The organism is Roseinatronobacter sp. S2 (assembly GCF_029581395.1).
GTDB lineage: Bacteria > Pseudomonadota > Alphaproteobacteria > Rhodobacterales > Rhodobacteraceae > Roseinatronobacter.
In genome coordinates, this window is the sequence record NZ_CP121113.1 from 615,350 (window position 1) to 637,472 (window position 22,123).

At 59.5% G+C, this 22,123-nt stretch carries 20 protein-coding genes; 14 read left to right on the top strand and 6 right to left on the bottom strand.

Annotated elements, in window-relative coordinates; translation table 11 throughout:
• The first annotated feature begins 65 nt into the window (after nt 1-65).
• From P8S53_RS02900 to P8S53_RS02915, 4 genes are read left to right on the top strand one after another with little or no spacing between them, the layout of a single operon-like run.
• Nucleotides 66-1,379, top strand: a complete 1,314-nt coding sequence (locus tag P8S53_RS02900) for a flagellar hook protein FlgE (RefSeq protein WP_277805665.1) — start codon at nt 66-68, stop codon at nt 1,377-1,379.
• Between the two features lie 33 nt (nt 1,380-1,412).
• Nucleotides 1,413-2,858: a flagellar hook-associated protein FlgK gene (gene flgK, locus P8S53_RS02905; protein ID WP_277805666.1), complete on the top strand. Its 1,446-nt coding sequence runs from the start codon at nt 1,413-1,415 to the stop codon at nt 2,856-2,858.
• Nucleotides 2,859-2,860: 2 nt separating this feature from the next.
• The gene (locus P8S53_RS02910) at nt 2,861-3,865 is read left to right on the top strand and encodes a hypothetical protein (protein WP_277805667.1); all 1,005 of its coding nucleotides are present in this window, start codon (nt 2,861-2,863) and stop codon (nt 3,863-3,865) included.
• The gene (locus P8S53_RS02915) at nt 3,862-4,971 is read left to right on the top strand and encodes a flagellar basal body P-ring protein FlgI (RefSeq protein WP_277805668.1); all 1,110 of its coding nucleotides are present in this window, start codon (nt 3,862-3,864) and stop codon (nt 4,969-4,971) included. The genes P8S53_RS02910 and P8S53_RS02915 overlap by 4 nt, the downstream gene beginning before the upstream one ends.
• A 382-nt stretch (nt 4,972-5,353) precedes the next feature.
• On the opposite strand, the gene P8S53_RS02920 is transcribed toward P8S53_RS02915, so the two are convergent.
• Nucleotides 5,354-6,067: a GntR family transcriptional regulator gene (locus P8S53_RS02920; RefSeq protein WP_277805669.1), complete on the bottom strand. Its 714-nt coding sequence runs from the start codon at nt 6,065-6,067 to the stop codon at nt 5,354-5,356.
• Nucleotides 6,064-7,443, bottom strand: coding sequence for a formimidoylglutamate deiminase (locus tag P8S53_RS02925; RefSeq protein WP_277805670.1), 1,380 nt, complete (start codon nt 7,441-7,443; stop codon nt 6,064-6,066). The genes P8S53_RS02920 and P8S53_RS02925 overlap by 4 nt, the downstream gene beginning before the upstream one ends.
• A 64-nt stretch (nt 7,444-7,507) precedes the next feature.
• On the opposite strand from P8S53_RS02925, the gene hutG reads away from it, so the two are divergent.
• From hutG to P8S53_RS02945, 4 genes are read left to right on the top strand one after another with little or no spacing between them, the layout of a single operon-like run.
• Nucleotides 7,508-8,320, top strand: coding sequence for an N-formylglutamate deformylase (gene hutG, locus P8S53_RS02930; RefSeq protein ID WP_277805671.1), 813 nt, complete (start codon nt 7,508-7,510; stop codon nt 8,318-8,320).
• Between the two features lie 35 nt (nt 8,321-8,355).
• On the top strand, nt 8,356-9,327 hold the full coding sequence (locus tag P8S53_RS02935) for a TAXI family TRAP transporter solute-binding subunit (protein WP_277805672.1): 972 nt from the start codon (nt 8,356-8,358) through the stop codon (nt 9,325-9,327).
• A 20-nt stretch (nt 9,328-9,347) separates the two neighbouring features.
• The gene (locus P8S53_RS02940) at nt 9,348-9,797 is read left to right on the top strand and encodes a DUF1850 domain-containing protein (protein ID WP_277805673.1); all 450 of its coding nucleotides are present in this window, start codon (nt 9,348-9,350) and stop codon (nt 9,795-9,797) included.
• Nucleotides 9,794-12,022, top strand: a complete 2,229-nt coding sequence (locus tag P8S53_RS02945) for a TRAP transporter permease (RefSeq protein WP_277805674.1) — start codon at nt 9,794-9,796, stop codon at nt 12,020-12,022. Before P8S53_RS02940 ends, P8S53_RS02945 begins: the two co-directional genes overlap by 4 nt.
• Before the next feature lie 71 nt (nt 12,023-12,093).
• Here the strand turns inward: P8S53_RS02945 and P8S53_RS02950 are convergent, their stop codons facing one another.
• The 4 genes from P8S53_RS02950 to P8S53_RS02965 form a co-directional block, all read right to left on the bottom strand.
• Nucleotides 12,094-12,582 carry a RidA family protein gene (locus tag P8S53_RS02950; protein ID WP_277805675.1) on the bottom strand — a complete coding sequence of 163 codons (489 nt, stop codon included), beginning with the start codon at nt 12,580-12,582 and terminating at the stop codon, nt 12,094-12,096.
• 90 nt (nt 12,583-12,672) lie between these two features.
• Nucleotides 12,673-13,068 carry a cytochrome c gene (locus P8S53_RS02955; protein WP_277805676.1) on the bottom strand — a complete coding sequence of 132 codons (396 nt, stop codon included), beginning with the start codon at nt 13,066-13,068 and terminating at the stop codon, nt 12,673-12,675.
• A 9-nt stretch (nt 13,069-13,077) separates the two neighbouring features.
• Complete coding sequence (locus tag P8S53_RS02960) at nt 13,078-14,676, bottom strand: flavin monoamine oxidase family protein (protein WP_277805677.1); 1,599 nt, start codon at nt 14,674-14,676, stop codon at nt 13,078-13,080.
• Nucleotides 14,677-14,929: 253 nt separating this feature from the next.
• On the bottom strand, nt 14,930-15,865 hold the full coding sequence (locus tag P8S53_RS02965) for a MurR/RpiR family transcriptional regulator (RefSeq protein WP_277805678.1): 936 nt from the start codon (nt 15,863-15,865) through the stop codon (nt 14,930-14,932).
• A 197-nt stretch (nt 15,866-16,062) separates the two neighbouring features.
• On the opposite strand from P8S53_RS02965, the gene P8S53_RS02970 reads away from it, so the two are divergent.
• The 6 genes from P8S53_RS02970 to P8S53_RS02995 are packed head-to-tail and all read left to right on the top strand — an operon-like array spanning nt 16,063 to nt 22,105.
• Entirely contained in the window at nt 16,063-17,532 is a 1,470-nt protein-coding gene (locus P8S53_RS02970) for a M81 family metallopeptidase (RefSeq protein WP_277805679.1), read from the top strand.
• A complete protein-coding gene (locus P8S53_RS02975; RefSeq protein ID WP_277805680.1) occupies nt 17,529-18,584 on the top strand; it encodes an alanine racemase in 1,056 nt (351 codons plus the stop codon). The genes P8S53_RS02970 and P8S53_RS02975 overlap by 4 nt, the downstream gene beginning before the upstream one ends.
• A 58-nt stretch (nt 18,585-18,642) precedes the next feature.
• Nucleotides 18,643-19,035 carry a RidA family protein gene (locus P8S53_RS02980; RefSeq protein WP_277805681.1) on the top strand — a complete coding sequence of 131 codons (393 nt, stop codon included), beginning with the start codon at nt 18,643-18,645 and terminating at the stop codon, nt 19,033-19,035.
• 45 nt (nt 19,036-19,080) lie between these two features.
• On the top strand, nt 19,081-20,154 hold the full coding sequence (locus P8S53_RS02985) for an ABC transporter ATP-binding protein (RefSeq protein ID WP_277805682.1): 1,074 nt from the start codon (nt 19,081-19,083) through the stop codon (nt 20,152-20,154).
• Nucleotides 20,151-21,056 carry an ABC transporter permease gene (locus tag P8S53_RS02990; protein ID WP_277805683.1) on the top strand — a complete coding sequence of 302 codons (906 nt, stop codon included), beginning with the start codon at nt 20,151-20,153 and terminating at the stop codon, nt 21,054-21,056. The genes P8S53_RS02985 and P8S53_RS02990 overlap by 4 nt, the downstream gene beginning before the upstream one ends.
• Entirely contained in the window at nt 21,053-22,105 is a 1,053-nt protein-coding gene (locus tag P8S53_RS02995) for an ABC transporter ATP-binding protein (protein WP_277805684.1), read from the top strand. The genes P8S53_RS02990 and P8S53_RS02995 overlap by 4 nt, the downstream gene beginning before the upstream one ends.
• Nucleotides 22,106-22,123 lie beyond the last annotated feature (18 nt).

Below are 22,123 nucleotides of genomic sequence, written 5' to 3' on the forward strand. Positions count from 1 at the left end.
TTAGCGTGTTATTAACGCAGCCCATGCACAATGCAGATAAGAATCATGCTGTGGATGGAGCGAATATGAGCATTTCGTCGTCGATGAACGCGGGCATTGCAGGCTTGCGGGCCAACTCTGCCCGATTGGGAACCATTTCGGACAATATCGCAAATTCGGCGACGCACGGGTACCGGCGTTCAGAAACCGCGTTTCATTCCATGGTCGTCGGGTCCGGTGTCGCGGGGCAGGGGGCATATTCAGCAGGGGGGGTGCGCTCTTCAACCTTTCGGCAGGTGGATCAGGGCGGCTCGCTTATCGGCACGCAGAATTCGACAGATATGGCCCTGTCAGGCCGCGGCTTTTTCCCTGTCACAACAGAACTCGGGGCGCGGCTGAATGACGGGACATCCCCGCTTTTGCTGTCACCGACCGGATCTTTCCGGCTGGACAGCACAGGTGTCATGCGCGATTCTGCCGGAAATGCGCTTCTGGGGTGGCCGGTCGATGCCGACGGGTCCATGCCAGTCTACCCGCGCGACAACATATCCGGCTTGCGGCCTGTCCGGGTCGAGATGAACCAACAGGTTTTTGTTGAAACAAGCATGGTCAACCTTGGGGTGAACCTGCCTGCATCCGCAACATTGCCGGATGCATCAGGCGATTCTCATCTGATGACGATTGATTATTACAACGCGGTCGGGTTGCCAGGGAAACTCTCTCTTGAATTCACGCCCCAACTGGACCCCCTTGGTGCCACGAATACATGGTCACTTGAGTTGACAGACCAAGGCACCGGTGCCGTATTAGGGACCTATACGGTTCAATTCAACGACGCATCGGGGGTCGGGGGTACGCTGCAATCGATCACCAGAACCAGTGTTGAAGGCGATGATTACGACCCGGCCACAGGGTCTTTTGAAATTGATGTGGGCGGGCAGCCGATCAACTTCTTTGTCGGATACTATGGCGAATATGGCGGCATGGTTCAGCGTGGCGTGAACTTCTCACCCGTCGGGGTGGAACAGAACGGCTTCGGGTCTGCCAATCTGGTTGGCTTGACGGTTGATGCCGCCGGAAACCTTGACGCAGTTTTTGATCAAGGCTTTCGCAGAACATTGTTTCGTATTCCAGTTGTGGATGTGCCCAATCCAAACGGCCTGACCGCACGGAACAACCAGACATTTCAATTATCGCGCGACAGTGGGCCGTTCTTCTTGTGGGACGCGGGAACCGGCCCCGTTGGTGAGGTTGTGGGCTACGCCTTGCAGGAATCCGCGACCGATGTTGCTGCAGAACTGACTGCTCTGATCCAGACGCAACGGGCGTATTCCTCGAACGCAAAGGTCATTCAGACCGTTGATGAAATGTTCCAGGAAACCACAAACATCAAACGCTGACCCTTTTTCTGAGTATCCGAAAGGTAATCTGCCATGTCCTTGTCGACAGCGCTTAATTCTGCAGCCAGCGGCTTGCAACTTTCTTCGCGCGGCGCGCAAGTCGTGGCCGACAACATTGCCAATGCCAATACCGAAGGATTTGGCGTCCGGTCACTTACCCAAGCCTCCCGGGTTACGGGCAGCGCGGGAAGCGGTGTTGTCATGACCGGCATTACCCGCGATTCCGACGCGGCCCTTCTGGGTGAAATTCGCGGGGCAAATGCCGCGCAGTCCCACGCTGCAAACCTGCTGGATTTCTGGACCAGCCTTGAAGCGGGCATCGGCTTGCCCGGTGATGCCGGCGCACTTGGAACCCATATCACCACGCTGGAAGAGGCCCTGAAACAGGCATCCATCCAGCCCGAATCTCAAGCCTCGTTACAAAAGGTGGTGTTGGCCGCCCAAGGACTGGTTACGAAAATCAATACTATCGACACCAGCTTGCAAACGTCTCGCGACACCGCAGACGCAAGCATACAACGGGATGTGAACCGTCTGAACTCCATATTTGAGCAGATAGACAAGCTGAACTCCGACATTGCGCGTCAAAAACTGTCGGGTGGGTTCCCGCACGCACTGGAAGATGCGCGCCAGAATCTGATTGATCAGGCGTCTTCGATCATCCCCTTGAAAGAGGTTGCACGCCCCGATGGCAGGGTGATGGTTCTTGGCGCGGACGGAACGGTTTTCGTAGACCGGAATGTCACGCGGCTGGAATTCCAGCGCACGCCGCAGCCCACCGCCGCGGAAAGCGTGGCAACTGGCGATCTGGGACGGCTGGTTATCAACGGGCGCGACGTCAGCGCGACAAGTCCTTTGTTACAATCTGGCAGCATCGCAAGTGCCTTTCAGATCCGTGATGCGCTGGTTCCGCAGATACAACAGCAACTGGATGAATTCTCGGCTGATATTATAACCAGATTTTCAGAATCAGGGGTGGATCCTTCGATTCCCGTTGGCGGTTTCGGTCTTTTTGCCGTTGGTGCAGAAACCATGCTGCCCGCAGACCTGACGGGGATTTCGGGCCGCATTTCTTTGAACAGCGCGATTTCCCCGCAAGATAGCGACACGTTCTGGCGCATCAGGGATGGTCTTTATGCGCCAGCAATAGGTGCAGTGTCAGAAAACGCAGTCATCGCCCGCATGAGTGATGCGCTTCTTGCTGTCACGCCTGCTGCGTCGGGATCGGGTCCAAACGCGCAGGTTCAGGGCCATGCGGCGGCACTCCTGTCCCAGACGGCGGCACAGCGGCTGAACGCAGAATCCAAAACAGCCTATACATCCAGCCGCGCTGCGGCGTTGCAGGAGCTGTTTGGCGCTCGCGGTGTCGATACCGATGCCGAGCTTCAGAAATTGCTTGTTCTGGAAAAAGCCTATGCTGCGAATGCACGCGTGATGGTCGCAGCAGACAGCATGTTGCGCACATTATTGGAGATGTAGACATGAAACCGCTCGCACTTGGGGATATGGCGCGCAGCCATTTGCTGCGGCAAAACAGCAATAGCGTGAAGCGCCAGATGACATCACTGCAACACGAACTGATATCAGGGCAGGTCAATGACAAGCTGCGTCGCACGGGCGGCGAAGCGGCGCTGTTGGCCAGTCTGCAACGATCAATGTCGATGTCGAAAACAAACCAAACGAATGCTGTCACCATTTCAACCTTTCTGAATGCCCAGCAAGAGGCACTGAACAGGGTTTCTGACATTACAAAAGACAAGGCAGCCTACCTGATCAGGCCGGAGTTGTTTTCGACAGATGATCGTCTATCGGGCGCGGTTGACCGTGCAGATGCTGCACTGCGCGACATCACAACACTTCTGAATTCCAGTTTGGGGGGCAAAAGTATCTTTGCAGGCAGGAATAGCGATAGCCCTGCCTTGCGCGATGTTGATGGCATGATCAGTAGTATTGTCAGTATAATTCCAGCGGATGCGGACTATCAGACGATTGATCAAGTTGTCTCTGACTGGTTCGCGCCGGGTGGCGCCTTCGAACTTGAGGGATATATGGGCGGACCAGAGAAAGCCGAGGCGATCTCTCTTGGTGACGGGTACAATCTGCGCCTGGACCTGACTGCCAGTGATACTGCTATTCGCTCCATTCTGGCTGAATTGACAAAGGGTGCTGTTCTAAAGCAAGGACTTCTTTCTGATCAGCCGGACCAACAGCGCCTGCTTCTGCGCAATATTGGCGCAAATCTGTTCTCTGCGGCCTCGGCGCTACAGCTTACGCAAGAGCATCTTGGTATAAAACAGGCGTATACCGAAGAGGCGCGCACAGAAGCGGACGCGTCCTATACGTCTTCTCAGATCGCGCTGAATGAACTGCTCGCGGTTGATGAATATGATGTGGCCTCGCGACTGCAGGATGCCATGGCGCGACTGGATAAGATTTATCTGATGACGGCGCGCTTGTCCCGGCTTTCCCTGAGTGAATATCTATGACGAAATTGCTCGCTGTTTTTCTATGGTGTGTGATTGCGCTGTCTGCACTGACGCCTGCTGCCGCCCAGACAAGACTGAAGGATCTTGTGGAGTTTGATGGTGTTCGTGGCAATGATCTGGTCGGATACGGGCTGGTCGTCGGCCTGAACGGAACCGGTGACGGGGTGCGCAACTCCCCTTTTACCGAAGAAATCATGGTGACAATTCTTGAACGGTTGGGGGTGAATGTCACGGGCGAGCAGTTCAGACCCCGCAATGTTGCGGCGGTTATTGTCACGGCGTCGCTGCCGCCCTTCGCCCGCGCAGGTTCACGTATAGATGTGTCCGTCTCGGCCATTGGTGATGCATCCAGTTTGCATGGCGGCACGCTTGTCATGACCCCCCTCAACGGGGCGGACGGGAACATCTATGCCGTGGCACAAGGCAGCATTCTGTCAGGGGGGGTCAGCATCGCGGGAGAGGCCGCCGCTGAAATTCGCGGCGTGCCAACCTCGGGTGTGATTCCGTTTGGTGGCCGCATCGAGCGCGAGGTCGAATTCGCATTGTCATCGTTGAGAACCTTGCGGTTGTCACTGAGAAACGCCGACTTCTCGACAGCAGAAACGATTGAGCGCGCGATAAATGCGCAGGTGCAACGAAACATTGCGACGATGCTGGATTCTGGCACCGTTGAGATTGATGTGTCCCGTGCCAATGTTGCCTCAACAGCCCATCTGATCAGCCGGATTGAGAATATTCTGGTCGTGCCGCAAACGCGCGCCCGCGTTGTGATGGATCAGCGGTCCGGCACTGTGGTAATAGGCAGCGATGTTCAAATCAGCCATGTTGCGGTTTCGCAAGGCACATTGACGTTGCGTGTCGAAGAAGCGCCGCTTGTGGTGCAGCCCAATCCCTTCACCGAGGGAGAGGCCGTGGTGGTTCCAAGAACGCGGGTCGGGCTGGAGGATAATAACGAGCTTGCCTTGTTCGAGTTACCGGCCGCGACAACACTTACCGATGTTGTTGAGGGTTTGACTGCGCTGGGCGTCGGGCCGAGGGAGTTGATCGATTTGCTAAGCACCATCCATGCGGCGGGTGCGCTGCATGCCGATCTGCTTATTCGTTGAGGGGGTAGCGAGTTCGCATCGTTTCGGGCTGGCCGTTCTTCCAGCGGTTTTGGGCGCCTGAAATACAAATGAAGGCATGGCTGTGTTCATGTGATCTACATGCACTGGTTCGTTACGGCACATAGTGTCGAGGGGGTGAAGGTTCACCTGCCCGGTCAAGGCAATGCCATGGGATGCCAAAACCTTGGCGGCCCAATGCGCGCGCGTCAGGTCGTAGGGCGGCCCCGTTTCCCCCTGCGCTGGGGCGGGAGGAGTGGATCGGGGCGGCGCGCATGGCCGCCCATGCCTGACCTTGTTCGTCTGCATTCAGGCGACAGATTCCAGCCTGTTCACAGCGCGTTCGAGGGGCCGAACACCGCTGCCCTGCATTCTGCGATATGCTTTATATGCCGGTTACCAGCCGGTGACCCTGTGCATGATACAGCTGCAATACCCCGATCAACCGTGCCTGCCGCCAGCTTGTTCGCGTGATCAGCAACGTTGGTGTGTCGGGTGCGGCGTGCAGGGCATCCGATACAGTTGGGGGGGCGCGCACAGCCTCGATTGTAATTTGCGCGCGCGTCAAGGGCACGTTCCGCAACAGCCATTCATCTGCGGGCGTTGTTTCCAGTATGTCGCGCGATAGCCCCTGAACGGTTGCAGGCAGCAACCAGCGATGTTCGACCTGATGGGGCGCACCATCGGCCAGATGCACCGCCGCGATAAACAAAAGCGGCGTCCCGGCAGGCAGGCCCAGTTCTGGCGCAAGCGTCGGGTCGGGCAGCCGTTCGCCCGCGTCCAGCAGTTGATACCCTGCGACATGCCCCGCCTTGCGGATTGCTTCGGCGATGATGGGCACATCAAGCGGGGCCTTGCGCACGGGATTGGCCGAAACGGTGGTCCCGCCCTTGCGCTTGCGGTCCAGAAATCCCGCTGTTGCCAGATCGCGCAGGGCACGCCCGACAGTGGAACGTGTGCAATCGTAATGCGCGGCCAGTTCCACTTCGCGTGGAATCTGGTCGCCGGGTTTCCAGACACCCGACTGGATGCGCCCCAGAAGGTCGCGGCGAATGGCCTTCCAGTCGGCTTTTCCAGAGGGGCCAGAAGGGGGTGTCACATCACATCTCTCAATCGTGCCAGAACGCGCCGGTAGTCGGCGGTGATCGACGCCTTGTGGATATGCTCGCCCGCACGCACCATATGCCGGCCCGCCGACCAGACATCAGCAATGCAGTGATTATCGCCCGAAAAAATCACTGTATCAAGGACCATATCCCCGCAGCGCCCCTCTAGGTCAGGTTGGTGCCCGTCCAGCGCGACAAGATCTGCCCACAAGCCTGTCGCAATCGATCCGGCGGCGCGTCCGGCAGCCTGTGCCCCGCCGGCTGCCGCGCCCTGCCACAGAACCCGCCCGGTCGAGCATTCGCGGGTTGCCAGAACAGCGCGGCTGTGGTCGCGCAAACGTTGCGAATATTCCAGCCCGCGCAATTCTTCGGTCAGGGAAATGCGAATGTTTGAATCACTGCCAATGCCGAACCGCCCGCCATGTTCCAAAAACCGCGCACCGTCAAAAATGCCGTCACCAAGGCTGGCTTCGGTCATCGGGCACAACCCTGCAACCGCGCTTGATCCGGCCAGCGCGACAGTTTCCGCCGGGGTCATCTGGGTGCAGTGGATCAGGCACCAACGATCCGACAGTGGCGCATTGTCCAGCAGCCATTCCACAGGCCGCGCGCCAAGTGCCGCGTGCACTTCGGTGACTTCTTCAAGCTGTTCGGCCAGATGCATATGCACAACGCGCGGCCCCGCAAGTTCGGCGCAGAACGCCAGATCATCCGGTTGCACAGCGCGCAGCGAATGGGGCGCAATGCCAAGGGCGCTGTCCGCAGGCAGGGCGGCAAGGGTTTTGTCCGTGGCGGCCACCAGTTGCGCGAACTGGTCGCGGGTATTGCCGAAACGCCGCTGGCCCGGTGCAAGGGGGCGGCGGTCGCACCCGCCAAACCGGTACAGAACCGGCAGCAATGTCAGGCCCATGCCAGTTTGTTCGGCGGCGGCGCAAATGCCGTCGGCCATTTCCGACAATTTGTCATAGGGGCGGCCGTCAGGCTGGTGGTGCAGGTAGTGAAATTCCGCCAGCGCGCCGAACCCTGCCTGTAGCATTTCCATCTGCACCATGGCCGCAATCGCGCGGGCGTCATCGGGTGTCAAATGGTCCAGAAAGCGGAACATCAACCGCCGCCATGTCCAGAATGTGTCGCGCGGGTCGGGGCCGCGCGCTTCGGTCATGCCCGCCATGGCGCGCTGGAATGCGTGGCTGTGCAGGTTCACGGGCGCGGGCAAAAGCGTGTCTACTGCATGCCCTTGTCTGGGTGCATCGGCGGTGACGGACGCAATCCGCCCCAGCGCGTCAACATGCACCAGCACATCATTCGCCCATCCGTTTGGCAGCAAGGCCTGCCGTGCCCAAATCATCTGATCGTTTTTCATCTTCATATTGACACTGTTATTATGCTTACGCATATTAATGGCACGAACTTTACGCGAAGGGAATAGCCCAGTGCAAGACAGTGCCGCAGCCAGCCCGAAGGGTCAGCCCTTCTGCGTCCGTCAGGGCGGCAGCCCGCTGGTTCTGGCGATCCCGCATGCAGGCACGCATATCCCTGATGATGTGAGCATGGCGCTGAACGACACTGGCCGCGCCCTGTCGGATACCGACTGGCATATGGACCGTGTCTATGATGGGTTGCTGGATGATGTAACAGTCGTGTCGGCGCGGTTTCACCGCTATGTCATTGACGCCAACCGCGACCCGTCCGGTGCCAGCCTGTATCCGGGGCAGAACACCACGGGGCTTGTGCCACTGACGGATTTTGACGCAAACCCCCTGTGGGCGCTTGAGCCGGATGCCGAAACGATTGACGCCCGCCGCGCCCGGTTCCATGCGCCCTATCATGCTGCACTGAGCGCAGAGCTGGCGCGCGTCAGGGCGCTGCACGGCTTTGCCATTCTATATGATTGCCATTCCATCCGGTCCGACATTCCGTTTCTGTTTGACGGCACATTGCCGGATTTCAATATCGGCACCAATCATGGTGTGACCTGTGCGCCAGCCCTTCAGGCGGTGGCCTTGCGCCATTGCGCGGCGGCGGCGGGGTTTAGCCATGTGGTGAATGGTCGCTTTGTGGGTGGCTGGACAACGCGCCATTATGGCCAGCCTGATCAGGGCATTCATGCCATCCAGATGGAGCTGGCCCAATCCACCTATATGCAGCAATCCCCGCCCTGGGCCTGGGATGACGACCGCGCCGCGCGTTTGCGCGCGGTTCTGGGACCAATGTTGCGCGACATCGCGGCACTGGACCTGTCTTGAATACAACTGAAGAAACCCCAACAAGGAGTGACACTATGAAACATATCACCAGATCACTATGCGCGCTGACGCTGTCGGCGGTGGCACTTGGTGCGCCCGCACTGGCACAGGAACGCGTGTTTGTCGGCATCGCGACCGGCGGCACCGGCGGCACATATTACCCGCTGGGCGGCATGCTGGCGCAGCTGATTTCCAACACCGCAGAACTGGAAGGCAAGCGTATTTCCGCAACGGCCGAAACCGGTAACGCATCGGTGGCAAATGCCGGTCTGCTGGCACAGGGCGAGATTGAGACGGCCTTTATCGCCGCCGATATTCTGGATGCCGCCTATCGTGGCGCCAACCAGTTCGAAGGCAATGCTGCCGAAAACATTCGCGCGCTAGGCTCGCTTTATCCCGAAACCGTGCAGCTTGTGGCACGCGCGGGCGCCAATGTGACCAGCTTTGCCGATATGGCCGGAAAATCCGTATCGTCCGGGTCGCCGGGTTCGGGGCAGTGGCAGCTTCTGGGCGACCTGCTGGAAGCCCACGGCATGACCCGCGAGGACGTGTCTGAAGATTATTCGTCCTTCGCGCAATCGGCGGACAAGCTGCGCGATGGCAATCTGGATGCGTCGCTGATTACTGCGGGTATTCCCACAGCGTCGATCACCGAACTGGCCAATGGCCATGATATCACTGTGGTGCCGCTGTCGGGTGCGGAAATTGCGGCGCTTCAGGAAGTGCAGCCATATTACGCATCGGTCACGCTGCCCGCAGGCACTTATCGCGGCATAGACGCGGATGTGGAAACGCTGGCCGTGCGCGCAATCTGGGCCACACATGCCGATCTGGACGAAGATCTGGCCTATGCCATGGTCAAGGCACTGTATGAAAACACCGAAACGCTGGCGCAGGTCCATGTCATGGGCGGCCAGATTTCGCTGGAAACCGCGCTGGAATCGGTATCGGTGCCGCTGCACCCCGGTGCGGAACGCTTCTACCGTGAAATGGGCCTGATCGAGTGATCGGCTTTGGCAAGTGCCGCGTGTTTGCGCTTGCCATCCTGATTTTGGTCATGGGCGGCCCTGCTGCCGCCCATGACTGCACGCCGCGCGCGCTTGATGTGATCCATGTGCAAGATGGCACGACGCTGGCAAGTTTGCCCGCGCAACCCTTCACGCTGGTCTGGCGCAATTCCGTGACCCATAGCCTGGTTCAGGCCGATTATATCCTTGGCCCGCAGGGCCAGATCATCCAGATCGCGGAACGGTTTGCGGCCCATGGCCCCGGCATGGCCCATGATGGCGCAGGCTGGCGGATCGAGGGCGGGCAGATGGTGATCGACCTGCACCGCGACGTCGGGCGGCTGATCCTGCGCAGTGCGCCCGCGCATGAAAACCGCCTGATCGCAGGCGACACGGTGATCGACCTGACCCAGTGGCCCGCCACCCCGCTTGAAATACGTTCGCCCGATTGCAAGGACCCCCCGCCATGAGCACATCTGCCCCCAAAAGCGACCTGACCGCCGCCGAAATGGAAGCGCTGGTTCGCAAATATGACAGCGAAACCAATTTTCGCCGCCTGACGGGTGTGACAGGGCTTGTGGTGACGCTGGCCTGCATCGTGCTGAGTGTGTTTCACATTTACACATCGGGTTTCGGGCTGCTGAATGAAGTCATGCACAGATCTGTGCATATGAGTTTCATCATGCCGCTGGTGTTTTTGTTGTTTCCGCGCACGCGTGCGGAAAAACCGGCGCGCGCATGGGGGTTCGGGCTGGCATTCGCGGCGTTCTATGTCTTTTTGGGCGTGCAACTGGCCGATGCCCTGACAGGGCGCATACCAGACATGGCGCGCTGGGGGCTGATTGGCGTCAGCTTCGCGCTGGCGCTGACCGCGCTGCCCATCAACGCGCTGGGCGGGCAGGGCAACCGTGTGTCGGTGATGGACTGGCCGCTGGCCATCGCGGGTGGCGGGTCATCGCTGTATCTGATTGTATTTTTCGATTCGATCTTCATTCAGAATGTCGGGTTCCCGCAGCCGCTGGATTATGTGATGGGCCTGCTGGCCATTATCATGGTGCTGGAAGCCGCCCGCCGCACCATGGGCGAGGTGCTGCCCGTTATCGGCACATTGGCACTGCTTTACGCAATTTTTGGCCCCTATTTGCCGGGTGATCTGGCACATCGGGGCTATAATATCATCCGGCTGGTCAATCACCTGTATCTGGGCACCGAGGGGATTTACGGCATTGCCATCGGGGTGGTGGCGACATTCGTGTTTCATTTCGTGCTGTTCGGGGTGCTGGCGCAGAAATCGGGGCTGGGTCAGTTGTTCATTGATCTGGCCAGCATTGTCGCAGGCCGCTACGCGGGCGGGCCTGCCAAGGTGGCGGTGGTGTCATCGGGGTTTTTTGGCATGATCTCCGGCTCTCCGGTGGCGAATACGGTGACGACGGGTGCCTTCACCATTCCGATGATGAAGGCCAAGGGGTTTTCAGGCCGGTTTGCCGCCGCGACCGAAGCCTCGGCCAGTTGTGGCGGGCAGGTGACCCCGCCCATCATGGGGGCGGCCGCGTTTGTGATGACCGAAATGCTGGGCGTGCCTTATAACGAGTTGATCCTGATTGCCATTATTCCCGCCGCATTTCATTACCTGTCCACGCTGTTCATGGTGCATCTGGAAGCGAAACGCCTGAATCTGGAAGGGATTGCGCCCGACAAACTGCCGCAATTCATGGATGTTCTTGCGCGGTCGTGGCACCTGTTCATTCCGCTTATTGTCATGGTCACGCTGCTGTTGATGAAATTCACCCCGTTTCTTGCGGCCTTCTGGGGGATTATCCTGACGATCGTATGTTCCTTTATTCCGGTCACGCTGCAACTTGTGGGTTTGGGGCGGCGCATGGATGCCAGCAGCGCACTGACCCCGATGAAGTTGCAGGACGCGCTGAAAAGCGGCGCGCAGCAATCCATCGCCATCACGGCGGCCTGTGCTTGTGTGGGCTTCATTCTGGGGGTCACAACGCTGACGGGTATGGGGTTCAAATTCTCTGGTGCGGTGATTGACGGTGCCGCATGGATGGGGGCCACGATTTCCGCACTGGACCCGCTGGGTTTCTTGTCGCAGAACGGCACAACGCTGTTTTTCGCGCTGATTTTCGTGGCGATTGCCTGCATCATCATGGGCGCGGGGATTCCCACAACGCCCACCTATATCATCCTTGCCGCCATCGCAGCACCCGCCTTGCAGCAACTGGGCGTGCCGCTTCTGGCCACGCATTTCTTCGTGTTCTATTACGGGGTTCTGGCCGATATTACGCCGCCGGTGGCCTTGGCCGCCTATGCGGGTGCAGGGATTGCGAAATCCGACCCCATGAAAACCGGCATGACGGCGTTCCGCCTGTCCATGGGCAAGGCGTTGGTGCCGATGATGTTCATCTATGCGCCCGCGCTGTTGTTCATTGATTTCACATGGTGGGATTTTATGCTGGCGCTGTCGTCAGGGGTGCTGTCCATCGTGGCGCTGTCGGTGGCCTATATCGGGTTTTTCAAGACAAGTGTGGAACGGTGGGAAAAATGGGTGCTTAGCCTTGCCGGGCTGGCCTTGGTCGCCCACGACCTGACGACGATTGTTCTAAGTGCAACGGTGGTGCTGGCGATCTTGTGGCGCAACAGTCGCAAGCCGCCCGATACAGGCGTGCCGCGACCGCAAGACTGACGGTTTGCCCAAATGACAAGGCCCGCACCTGAAACCGGTGCGGGCCTTTATCCTGGGTCATTGGTGCCGCATCAGGGACGCACGGCCACCACTTCGATTTCAACCAGCCAATGCGGGTTTGCCAGACCGGCCACTTCAAACACCGAACGGGTGGGCAGGTTGGGCTGGTCTTCGGTGCCAAAGAACTGGACATAGCCATCCATGAAACCGCCGAAATCCATCTGGCCGCTGTCATCGGCCACCAGATAGACCTGCATTTTCACGACATCCGACATCGTCAGGTCCAGATCTTCCAGCGTGCTGTTGATCCGCCCCAGAACGGAGATGGTCTGCGCTTCGGTGTCGCCGAATGCCGCTGCGGTGTTGGGTTCCGCGTCCGTGTTCGTGACACCGGGGACCGCGCCGCTAAGGTAGACCAGTGTTGCATCTGCCGGAATTTCAACGGCGCGCAGGATTGGGAAATCTGATCCCGGATTTTTGTGGCGCACGACTTCGGCCTGCGCGACACCGCCCAGCAAAAGGGATGCAGCAAGTGCCGGAAGAAGGGTTTTGTTCAACATATCTCGTTCCTTGATGATGAAAGTAATCCTGGCGGCCAGCCACACGGGACCGGCCACCACTTTTGTATGAGGTGTCAAGACGCGTGTTCGTCAGCGCGTCTGGGACACCATTTCAGGCGTCGCCGGATCGTCGGGGTAATCGTTGCCGAAACTTGTCCGGATGTAATTGACCACTTCGGCAATCTGTTCGTCATCCAGCACGCCGCGCAGGGGCGGCATGGCCGCCTGACCGTGCAGCGTCAGCATGACGGCATATTCCGGGTATTCCAGCGTCGGGTTGTCCGCCAGTGCGGGATAGCTGGCCGCGCCGGTTGCCCCTTGGCCATCCGGCATGTGACAGCTTGCGCAGACGGCCTTGTAGATGCCTTCGCCGGTTTGCTGTGTCAGCACATTGCGGCTTTCGAACCACGCGGCGCTTTCATCGGCGATGGCGGGGACCGCCGCGATGCTTGCTGCGAACAGGGCGGGGGTGAATAGTTGGTGCATGCGCATCGGTTATTCTCCTGCTGCGGCGATTGCGGTTTCGTTCAGGCGGCGGATGGCATCCAGCGACGACAGAACCGCCCCTTCCATCCATGCAGGAAGATAGGACAGATGCTCGCCCGCGCAGACAATCCGGCGGTCCATCGCCACCGCATCATCATATTGGGCCTCCTTGTCCTGCCACAGCCCGTAGCAGCCCAGTGTCCACGGCACACGGTGCCATGCCACGGAAACCCCTGCCTTGAATTCTTCGGCCATTTGCGGGTGAATCTGGCTGCCCCATTCCACGGTGCGGCGCACGCGGTCTTCGGGTTCGATTGACGAATACTGATACGCCAGCGCCCCCCAGGAATAGGCCCCCAGAACAACGCCGGGTTTGTCCGACAGATAGTCATTCGACGGATAGGAGATTTGCGAGATGGGCAGGTCGGTATAGGTGGTCCCGCCGTAGATATGCTCGTCCTCTTCCCAGAAGCGGCGCTTGAATTCCAGCCCGACCTTGATGGATGCCGCGTAGTGCATGGTCTGGATCACGTTCGCCAGCGGGCCAGAGAAGTCATGGTCAATCTGGCTCAGAATCGAGAAGGGAATCGTGCAGACGCAATAATCCGCGCTGGCAGTTTCTTCTGCGCCATCATTTTCCAGATCCTCATAGGTGACCGACACGCCATCATCATCCTGCCGGATCTGGGTGACGCGTTTGCGATAGCGCACCAGATCGCCTAGGTTGTCGGCCATGGCACGCGCAATCATGTCCATACCGCCCTTGGGCTGAAAAATGGGCATGGACCCGTTCAATGCCTCGCTGGTGGCAAGGCGCGACCACAGGCCGGAATCCAGCAAGGTGGACAGGTCCAGAATTTCATTGGCAATAGGCGCGCCATCGACACCACCACCGGGCGGGCGTTCATAGCCGCGGCGCGAACTGGCGTCATTGCCGGACACATAGGCGTTGTCACTGTTCAGCGCGCCAAAGGTGCGCAGACCGGCCAGCAGGTTTTCCTTGTCTTCATCCGACAGCACCTGATCCAGCGCGCCCTGATCGGTGACCTTGGACAGCAGGTCGGAAATATGGCCACGGAAATCGGCGTTGATTTCGCGGTAGCGCACGGGCTTTCCGTCAAATGCGTCGACCGAATGCACATAGGCATGGTTGTTGATCTGGATCAGCGGTTCCAGTTCAACACCCAGCCTGCGGCAATAGTCCAGAATGCCATAATGGTTATAGGGCACACGCCACGGACCGGGGTTGAAGTAATTGCCTTCTGCAAAATCCACGGTCTGGGTAAAGCCACCCAATTCTTCATAGGTGTCGCCTGCGCGCATGGTCCAGCAGCGCCCGCCTGCCACATCGCGGAATTCCAGCACTTCGACATCATAGCCTGCGTCGCGCAATTCCATCGCGGCGATCATACCGGCGATTCCAGCCCCAAGAACAAGCACTTTTGTCCCTTCCGGAGCACGTTCAAGTTGTATAGGCCCATCATAAGGTGACGCATGCGCGACCCCCATCATACCCATGGCCTGATACATTGCCGCGGCGCCACCAGCGGCGCCGACCATCGTCAGGAATTCCCGCCTTGATGGATTAGGTGTTGAATTATCAGCCAAAATGGCCTCCTTTAGTTTCATGTCCGGAAACATTTTGTGACGGGTGCGACATTTTGTCAAGCAAAGCGCCCTGCTAATACCGGCTGAAATCATTCCCTGACGGAATGAACCAACGCCAAACAGGTGATCAACCATAGATTGATTTCCCGCATGTGGCGGGCGTATTGCAATCTGCGGTTCAGATGATGACAGTTCGGGTCAGGTGCATCGGGGAACGCCGCTATTTATGTGCCCTGCGGGCCGCGATGGTTATCTAGTCCCCAAGCGGCAGCGGAACCGTGCGCCCGTGATATGCCGTCAGCGAAGCGCGCACGCGGCGCAGATATTCGGAACTCAGTTCTGGGCGCTCGCGGGCGACGGACAAGGCCAGCGCGTCCAGCACAATCAGCAGTGAAAACCGGATGGCGGTTGGCTTGAAAATATCGGGATGTTCGGGAATCGCGAATGTGATCGGTATTGCCGCCAGTTGCGCCAGCCGGCTGTTGGGGCTGGTGATCGCGATGGTGGTTGCGCCATAGCTGTTGGCAATCTTTGTCGCTGCAATCATGGCGTCCACCTCGCCGCTGGCGGAAAAGACCACCAGCACATCCTTGGCCCCCAATGTCGCGGCCTGCATTTGTGCCTGATAGCTGTCATTGACATAGGATGCAGGAATCCCGATTCGGAACAGGCGGTTTGCCGTTTCCATGGCCATCATGGACGACCCGCCCCCGATCCCTGCTGCAAGCGTGCGCCGACCTGTGCTTAGCGCGTGTTTTGCGGCTTCCATCTGGGTGTGGTCCAGTTGGTGGCGCAACATGGCGGCTGCCGAATGGAATGCCGACAGCACATCATCTACGGCGGTTTCTGTGCCGGTCGGGTGGTCGCCGGGGTCCGTGTCGAAATACTGCATGCTGACGGCAAGGTTCTGTGCCAGCCGCAGCTTGAATTCACGAAAGCCGTCACTGCCCAGCGACCGGCAAAACCTGACCACTGTTGGCGTGCTGACACCGGCGCCCGCTGCCAGTTCGGCAATGGTCATATTGCTGATCCGCATCAGATTGGCCTTGACGTAATCGGCCACTTTCTGTTCGCGCGCGGCCAGCTTGCCATCCAGCCTGTCCAGTGCACTGATGACATCCACGACACCGATCTGCGCACGGTTTTGCAGTTTCACGTTGGGGGGCGGTGTCGGGTTGTCGGCTTTCATAGCGGCTCCAATATGAAACTTAGCTTCATTTCTATGGCGTTTTTGCGGAAATCTGCAATAAATTTGTCCCTAAAAGGAACTTCAGTTACAAATTACACTTGTTAGCCCGAATTTTGCTGATATATGTAACGCAATTACAAATACGCGGCGCCGCATCATACCGCAGCGCTTGTGCAAGTCCGGAAGGGAACTGACTGATGAAAGTGTTCTGTGCGTCCATAGCAACCGAGACGAACACATTCTCGCCCTTGCGCACAGACCTGTCGGATTTTCACGAAAGCTTCTATGCGCCCCCCGGCAAGCACCCTGAAACGCCGACATTATGTTCGGCCGTGTTTCCCGAATTGCGGGCGCGCGCGCAGCGTGGCGAGATTGAGCTGGTCGAAGGGACCGCCACATGGGCCGAGCCTGCCGGTCTGGTCAGTGCGCAGACATGGGCGCATTTGCGCGACGAAGTGCTGGGGCAGTTACGCGCAGCCATGCCGGTGCAGGCCGTGGTCATGGGGCTGCATGGCGCGATGATTGCACAGGATTGCGTGGATTGCGAAGGCGAATTGCTGGCTGAAATCCGCAAGATTGTGGGCCCTGATGTCAAGATTGGCGCCAGTTTCGACCCGCACAGCCACCTGAGCGCCGCGCGCGTGGACAATGCTGACATTATCACCGTGTTCAAGGAATTCCCGCATACGGATTTTGTCGAAGCGGGCGTGGCTTGTGTGGACCTGACGCTGCGCGCCGCGCGCGGGGAAATCCGGCCGGTGATTTCGGTGTTCGATGTGCGCATGATTGATGTGCTGCCCACCAGCCGTGCCCCGATGCGCGGTTTTGTGGACCGTATGCGCGCGCTGGAAGATGCAGGCGCGGCCCTGTCCATTTCTGTGATACACGGGTTCATGGCTGGCGATTCCCCTGATCTGGGGGTCAAGATGGTGGTCATTACCGATGATGCGCAAGCGGCAGGTGATGCATTGGCGCGTAAACTGGGGCAGGAATTATTCACCTTTCGCGGGCGCGCGCGCCCCGATTTTCTGGACCCGCGCGCAGCGCTGGACAAGGTGGCGAAATCCGGCAGCGGGCCAGTGGTCGTTGCCGATGTCTGGGACAATCCCGGTGGCGGGGTGCCGGGCGATTCCACCATCATTTTGCGCCATGCGCTGGATATGGGGCTGCGCGATATTGCCTTTGGCACCATCTGGGACCCGATGGCCGTGCGCATATGTCATGCCGCAGGCGAAGGGGCGCTGTTGAAACTGCGTTTCGGCGGCAAGACATCTGATGTGGCGGGTGATCCGGTCGATGCGGTGGTGCGTGTTGTGCGCGTGCAGCGCGATGCGGTCCAAAGTTTCGGGGCTTCTGTCGTGCCGCTGGGCGACAGTGCCGTGATTGAATTTCAGGGCGTTCAGGTGGTTCTGAACTCCACCCGTTCACAAGCATTCTCGCCGGATTTGTTCACCAATCTGGGGATTGATATCGCGAACAAGCGCGCGTTGATCGTGAAATCCACCAATCACTTTCACGGGGCGTTTGCGCCGGTTGCCGCAGAGATTTTGTATTGCGCCGTTGACGGGCCGTATCCGAATGACCCGCGCCGCACGGAATACAAGCACCTGACCCGCGCAATCTGGCCCATTGTGGCAGACCCGCACGGCACAGACGGGGGTGGATGATGTTTGCGCAGATTGCGACCCCCGCCGTGCTGGTCGATCTGGATATTGCGCAAGCAAATATCGACAGGTTTCAGGCGCATGCCACGCGTGCCGGTGTGGCGGTGCGCCCGCATATAAAGACGCATAAGCTGCCAATGCTGGCCCATGCCCAGATCAGGGCGGGTGCGGTCGGGATAACATGCCAGAAGCTGTCCGAAGCCCGCGCGATGATTTCGCAAGGCGGGATCGCGGATATTCTGATCACCTATAATATTGTCGGCAATGACAAGCTGTCGGAGCTGCGCGCCTTGGCCCAGAAGGTGCGCGTGCGCGTGACCGCTGACAGTCAGGATGTGGTCGCGGGCCTGTCGCGTGCCTTCGCGGATGCGCCGCAGCCGCTGGATGTGCTGGTCGAATGTGACACGGGTGCGGGGCGCTGCGGGGTTCTGACACCTGATGCCGCCTGCGCGCTGGCGCAAACCATCGCACAGGCACCGGGCTTGCGCTTTGGCGGGCTGATGACTTATCCGCCTGCGAATGCGGTGCACCATGTGTCCGACTGGCTGACGCAGGCCGCGCAGCGTTGCGAAGGGGCGGGGCTGCCTGTGTCTGTGATTTCAACCGGTGGGTCGCCCGATATGTGGGCGGTGCAATCCTTGCCATGGCCTACGGAATACCGCGCAGGCACCTATGTTTATAATGATCGTTCGCTGGTGGCGCGCGGGGTGTGCGACTGGGGTGCCTGCGCGCTGACAGTGCTGGCAACGGTTGTGTCCGTGCCCGCCCCCGACCGCGCGGTGATCGATGCGGGCAGCAAGGTGCTGTCATCCGATCTGCTGGGCCTGACGGGGCATGGCCATGTTCTGGGCCGGCCTGATATTTCCATCGCGGCACTGTCTGAAGAGCATGGCATTTTGCATGCCGACACCATCGCGCTGAAGGTCGGTGACCGCGTGCGCATTGTTCCCAATCACGCCTGCGTGGTGGCGAACCTGCTGGACCGCGTGCATCTGCTGCGCGCAGGCGTGCCGCAGGGCGAAACGCAGGTGACAGCACGGGGGCAGGTCTGGTGAATGGCCCGACTGACGAAAGCCGCAGCAATTCTGACAAAACCAAAACAGGAGTGACAAGATGACACTGGAACGCATCGGGGTATCGCGCACAGGCGCAGGTGGCCAATCCTTGCCGTTTTCACCGGCAGTTCGGGCGGGGGATATGATATATGTCTCTGGTCAGGTCGCCATGAAAGAGAATGGCGAGATTGAACCGGGCGGTATCGAGGCGCAGACGCGGCGCACCATGGAAAACCTGAAAGCGGTGCTGGAACTGGCAGGATGCAGTTTTGATGATGTCGTCAAGGCGAATTGCTGGCTGGATGATCCGCGCGATTTCTGGACGTTCAACCGCGTCTATGCCGAATATTTCCCGAATGGCGGCCCTGCGCGTTCAACTGTTCAGGCCACGCTGATGGTCGATGCCAAGGTCGAGGTTGATGTGATCGTCTACAAACCGCAGGCGAAATAGCAGCAGGCCAGTGCCAATGGCAGGCTGATGGTGGGGGCGTATCCTATGACAGAAGATTTGGACATGCCGGTGGATGAGGGCGCGCTGTTGCGCATATCCGGTCTGAAAAAGCATTTCCCGATCACGTCGGGTGTGTTGCAGCGCACAACCGGCCATGTGCGCGCGGTCGAGGATGTTACGCTGTCCATCCAGTCGGGCGAAACGCTGGCGCTTGTCGGTGAATCGGGCTGCGGCAAAAGCACGGCGGGCCGGTTGATCCTGCGGCTGATCGAAGCCACATCAGGCAGCGTTACCTTTCAGGGGCGCGATGTCCGCGGCCTGGACAGTCGCGCCCTGCGCGCCTTGCGGCGCGACATGCAGATCATTTTCCAAGACCCGTTTTCGTCGCTGAACCCGCGCATGCGGGTGCGCGATCTGATTGCCGAACCGATTGTGTTTCACAAACTGGTGCGCGGACGTGCGCAGGTTGAGGCCCGCGTTGATGAATTGATGCAGATTGTGGGCCTGTCGCCCGCGCATCGCGACAAGTTCCCGCATGAATTCAGCGGTGGCCAGCGCCAGCGTATCGGGATCGCGCGGGCCTTGGCGGTGCAGCCCAAATTCATTGTTTGCGATGAACCGATTTCGGCGCTGGATGTGTCCATTCAGGCGCAGGTGCTGAACCTGTTGTCGCAGTTGCAACGGGATTTCGGCCTGACATATCTGTTCATTTCGCATGATCTTAGTGTTGTGCGCTATGTCAGTGACCGCGTGGCGGTCATGTATCTGGGCAGGATTGTGGAACTGGCCGACACGGCGGCCCTGTTCGAAGAACCCCGCCATCCTTATACTGCGGCGCTGCTGTCTGCCATTCCCGTGCCCGACCCCACCTTGACGCGTGACGGGCGTGTGATCCTGTCAGGCGATGTGCCAAGCCCGTCCGATCCGCCGCAGGGCTGCCCCTTTCACCCGCGCTGCACCTATGCGCAGGATATTTGCCGCACCGCAGTGCCGGAGTTGCGCGCCGTGGCGCGCGCATCCGGCAGGCAGGGTGCCGTTGCGTGCCATCTGGCGGATGATCTGACACTTGCGGGCATTCCGACACCTGCGCCGCAGGCTGCAACAGGGGGAACGACATGACCTCGTTTGGCCCCAAATCCGCGCCAGAAGGTGACCCGATGACATCACGACCGCCCGATGACAAAAGGCCAGCCGTCCCTGCATGGCTGATGCGCCTGAACGGTCGCATTCTGTTTGGCGGTGCCTTGGTGTTGCTGGTTGTCATCATCGCGGTAGCTGCACCGCTGCTGGCGACCCATGATCCGCTGCGCGTGCGCATGTCGGGGCGGTTGCTGCCACCGGGGGCCGAACACTGGCTGGGAACCGACAATAACGGCCGCGATATTTACAGCCGCATATTATATGGCGCGCGCGTGTCGGTGCTGGTGGGCGGGGCCGTGGTGGTTCTGTCCACGCTGATCGGGGCGTTTATCGGGTTGGTGTCCGGCTATTTCCGCCGCCTTGACGGGGTGTTCATGCGCTTCATGGATGCGCTTATGACATTTCCGTCCATCCTGCTGGCGATTGCGATTGTGGCCGCATTGGGGGCCAGCACCCAGAATGTTGTGATCGCGCTGACGATCAGTTTTATCCCGCATACGGCGCGCGTGGTGCGCGGCAAGGTGTTAAGCGTGCGCGAGGAAACCTATGTCGAATCCGCGCGCGCGGTGGGATTGGGCGACTGGCTGATTATCCGGCGCTACATCCTGCCCAATGTCATGGCACCGTTGATGGTGCAGGCCACCTTCATTCTGGCGCTGGCCATCATTGCAGAAGCGGGCCTTAGTTATGTTGGCGCGGGCACGCCGCCGCCGCAGCCCAGTTGGGGCAATATTCTGGCCGACGGGCGGTCCTACCTGCACAACGCGTGGTGGATGACCACCTTTCCGGGGCTGTTCATCATGGTGTCGGTGTTGGGCCTGAATATTATGGGCGACGGCCTGCGCGATATGCTTGATCCCCGCATGGAGGCCGGACAATGAATGCACCCGCATCAAAGCAAGGTGAACAACCCGTCCCCAACGTGCTGGAAGTTGAAGACCTGCAAACCCATTTCCGCGCCAAAGGCAAGGTGTTGAAAGCGGTGGATGGTGTCAGCTTCTCGATTGCGGCGGGGGAAACGGTGGCCTTGGTCGGTGAGTCCGGTTGCGGCAAAAGCGTCACCGCGCTGTCACTGCTGCGCCTGATTTCAGAACCGCCGGGCCGGATTGTGGGCGGGGCTGTCCGGCTGGATGGCGAGGATTTGCTGACAAAAACCCAGACCCAGATCGAAGATATCCGCGGCAACCGCGCCGCGATGATCTTTCAGGAACCGCTGACTGCATTGAACCCCATCCTGCGTGTGGGGCACCAACTGGCCGAGGTTATCCGCCGCCACCATCCGCACCGCAAATCGCAAGCGCGCGATGATGTGCTGGACATGTTGCGCAAGGTCGGAATTTCGGACCCGAAGGGGCGCTTGAATGCCTATCCGCATCAGTTAAGCGGCGGTATGCGGCAACGTGTGATGATCGCAATGGCGCTGTTGTCGAACCCGCGGCTGCTGATTGCGGATGAACCGACCACCGCGCTGGATGTCACCATTCAGGCGCAGATTCTGGACCTGATGCGCGATTTGCGCGACCAGTTGGGCACGGCGATGTTGCTGATTACCCATGATCTGGGCGTGGTGGCGGAAATGGCGGACCGCGTGGTTGTGATGTATGCGGGGCGGGTGGTTGAACAGGCCCCCGTGCGCGAATTGTTCGCCAACCCCGCACACCCCTACACGCTTGGACTGATGCGCTCGACCCCGAACCTGACAACGCAGCGCGGCCAGTTGGCAGCGATCCCGGGGCTGGTGCCCACGCTGGCCGATATGGACGGCATAGTTGGATGCAAATTCGCCGACCGATGCAGCTTTGCGACCCCGCAATGCCATGCGTCGGACCCGCCGCTAACCACTATGGGCAAGGACCGTCAGGTGCGGTGCTGGCATTCCGCGCAAGTCCTGCAACAGACGGTGGCACAGCAGGCGGCGGCACAGATTTAAGAATGGTTGTCGGGGTCG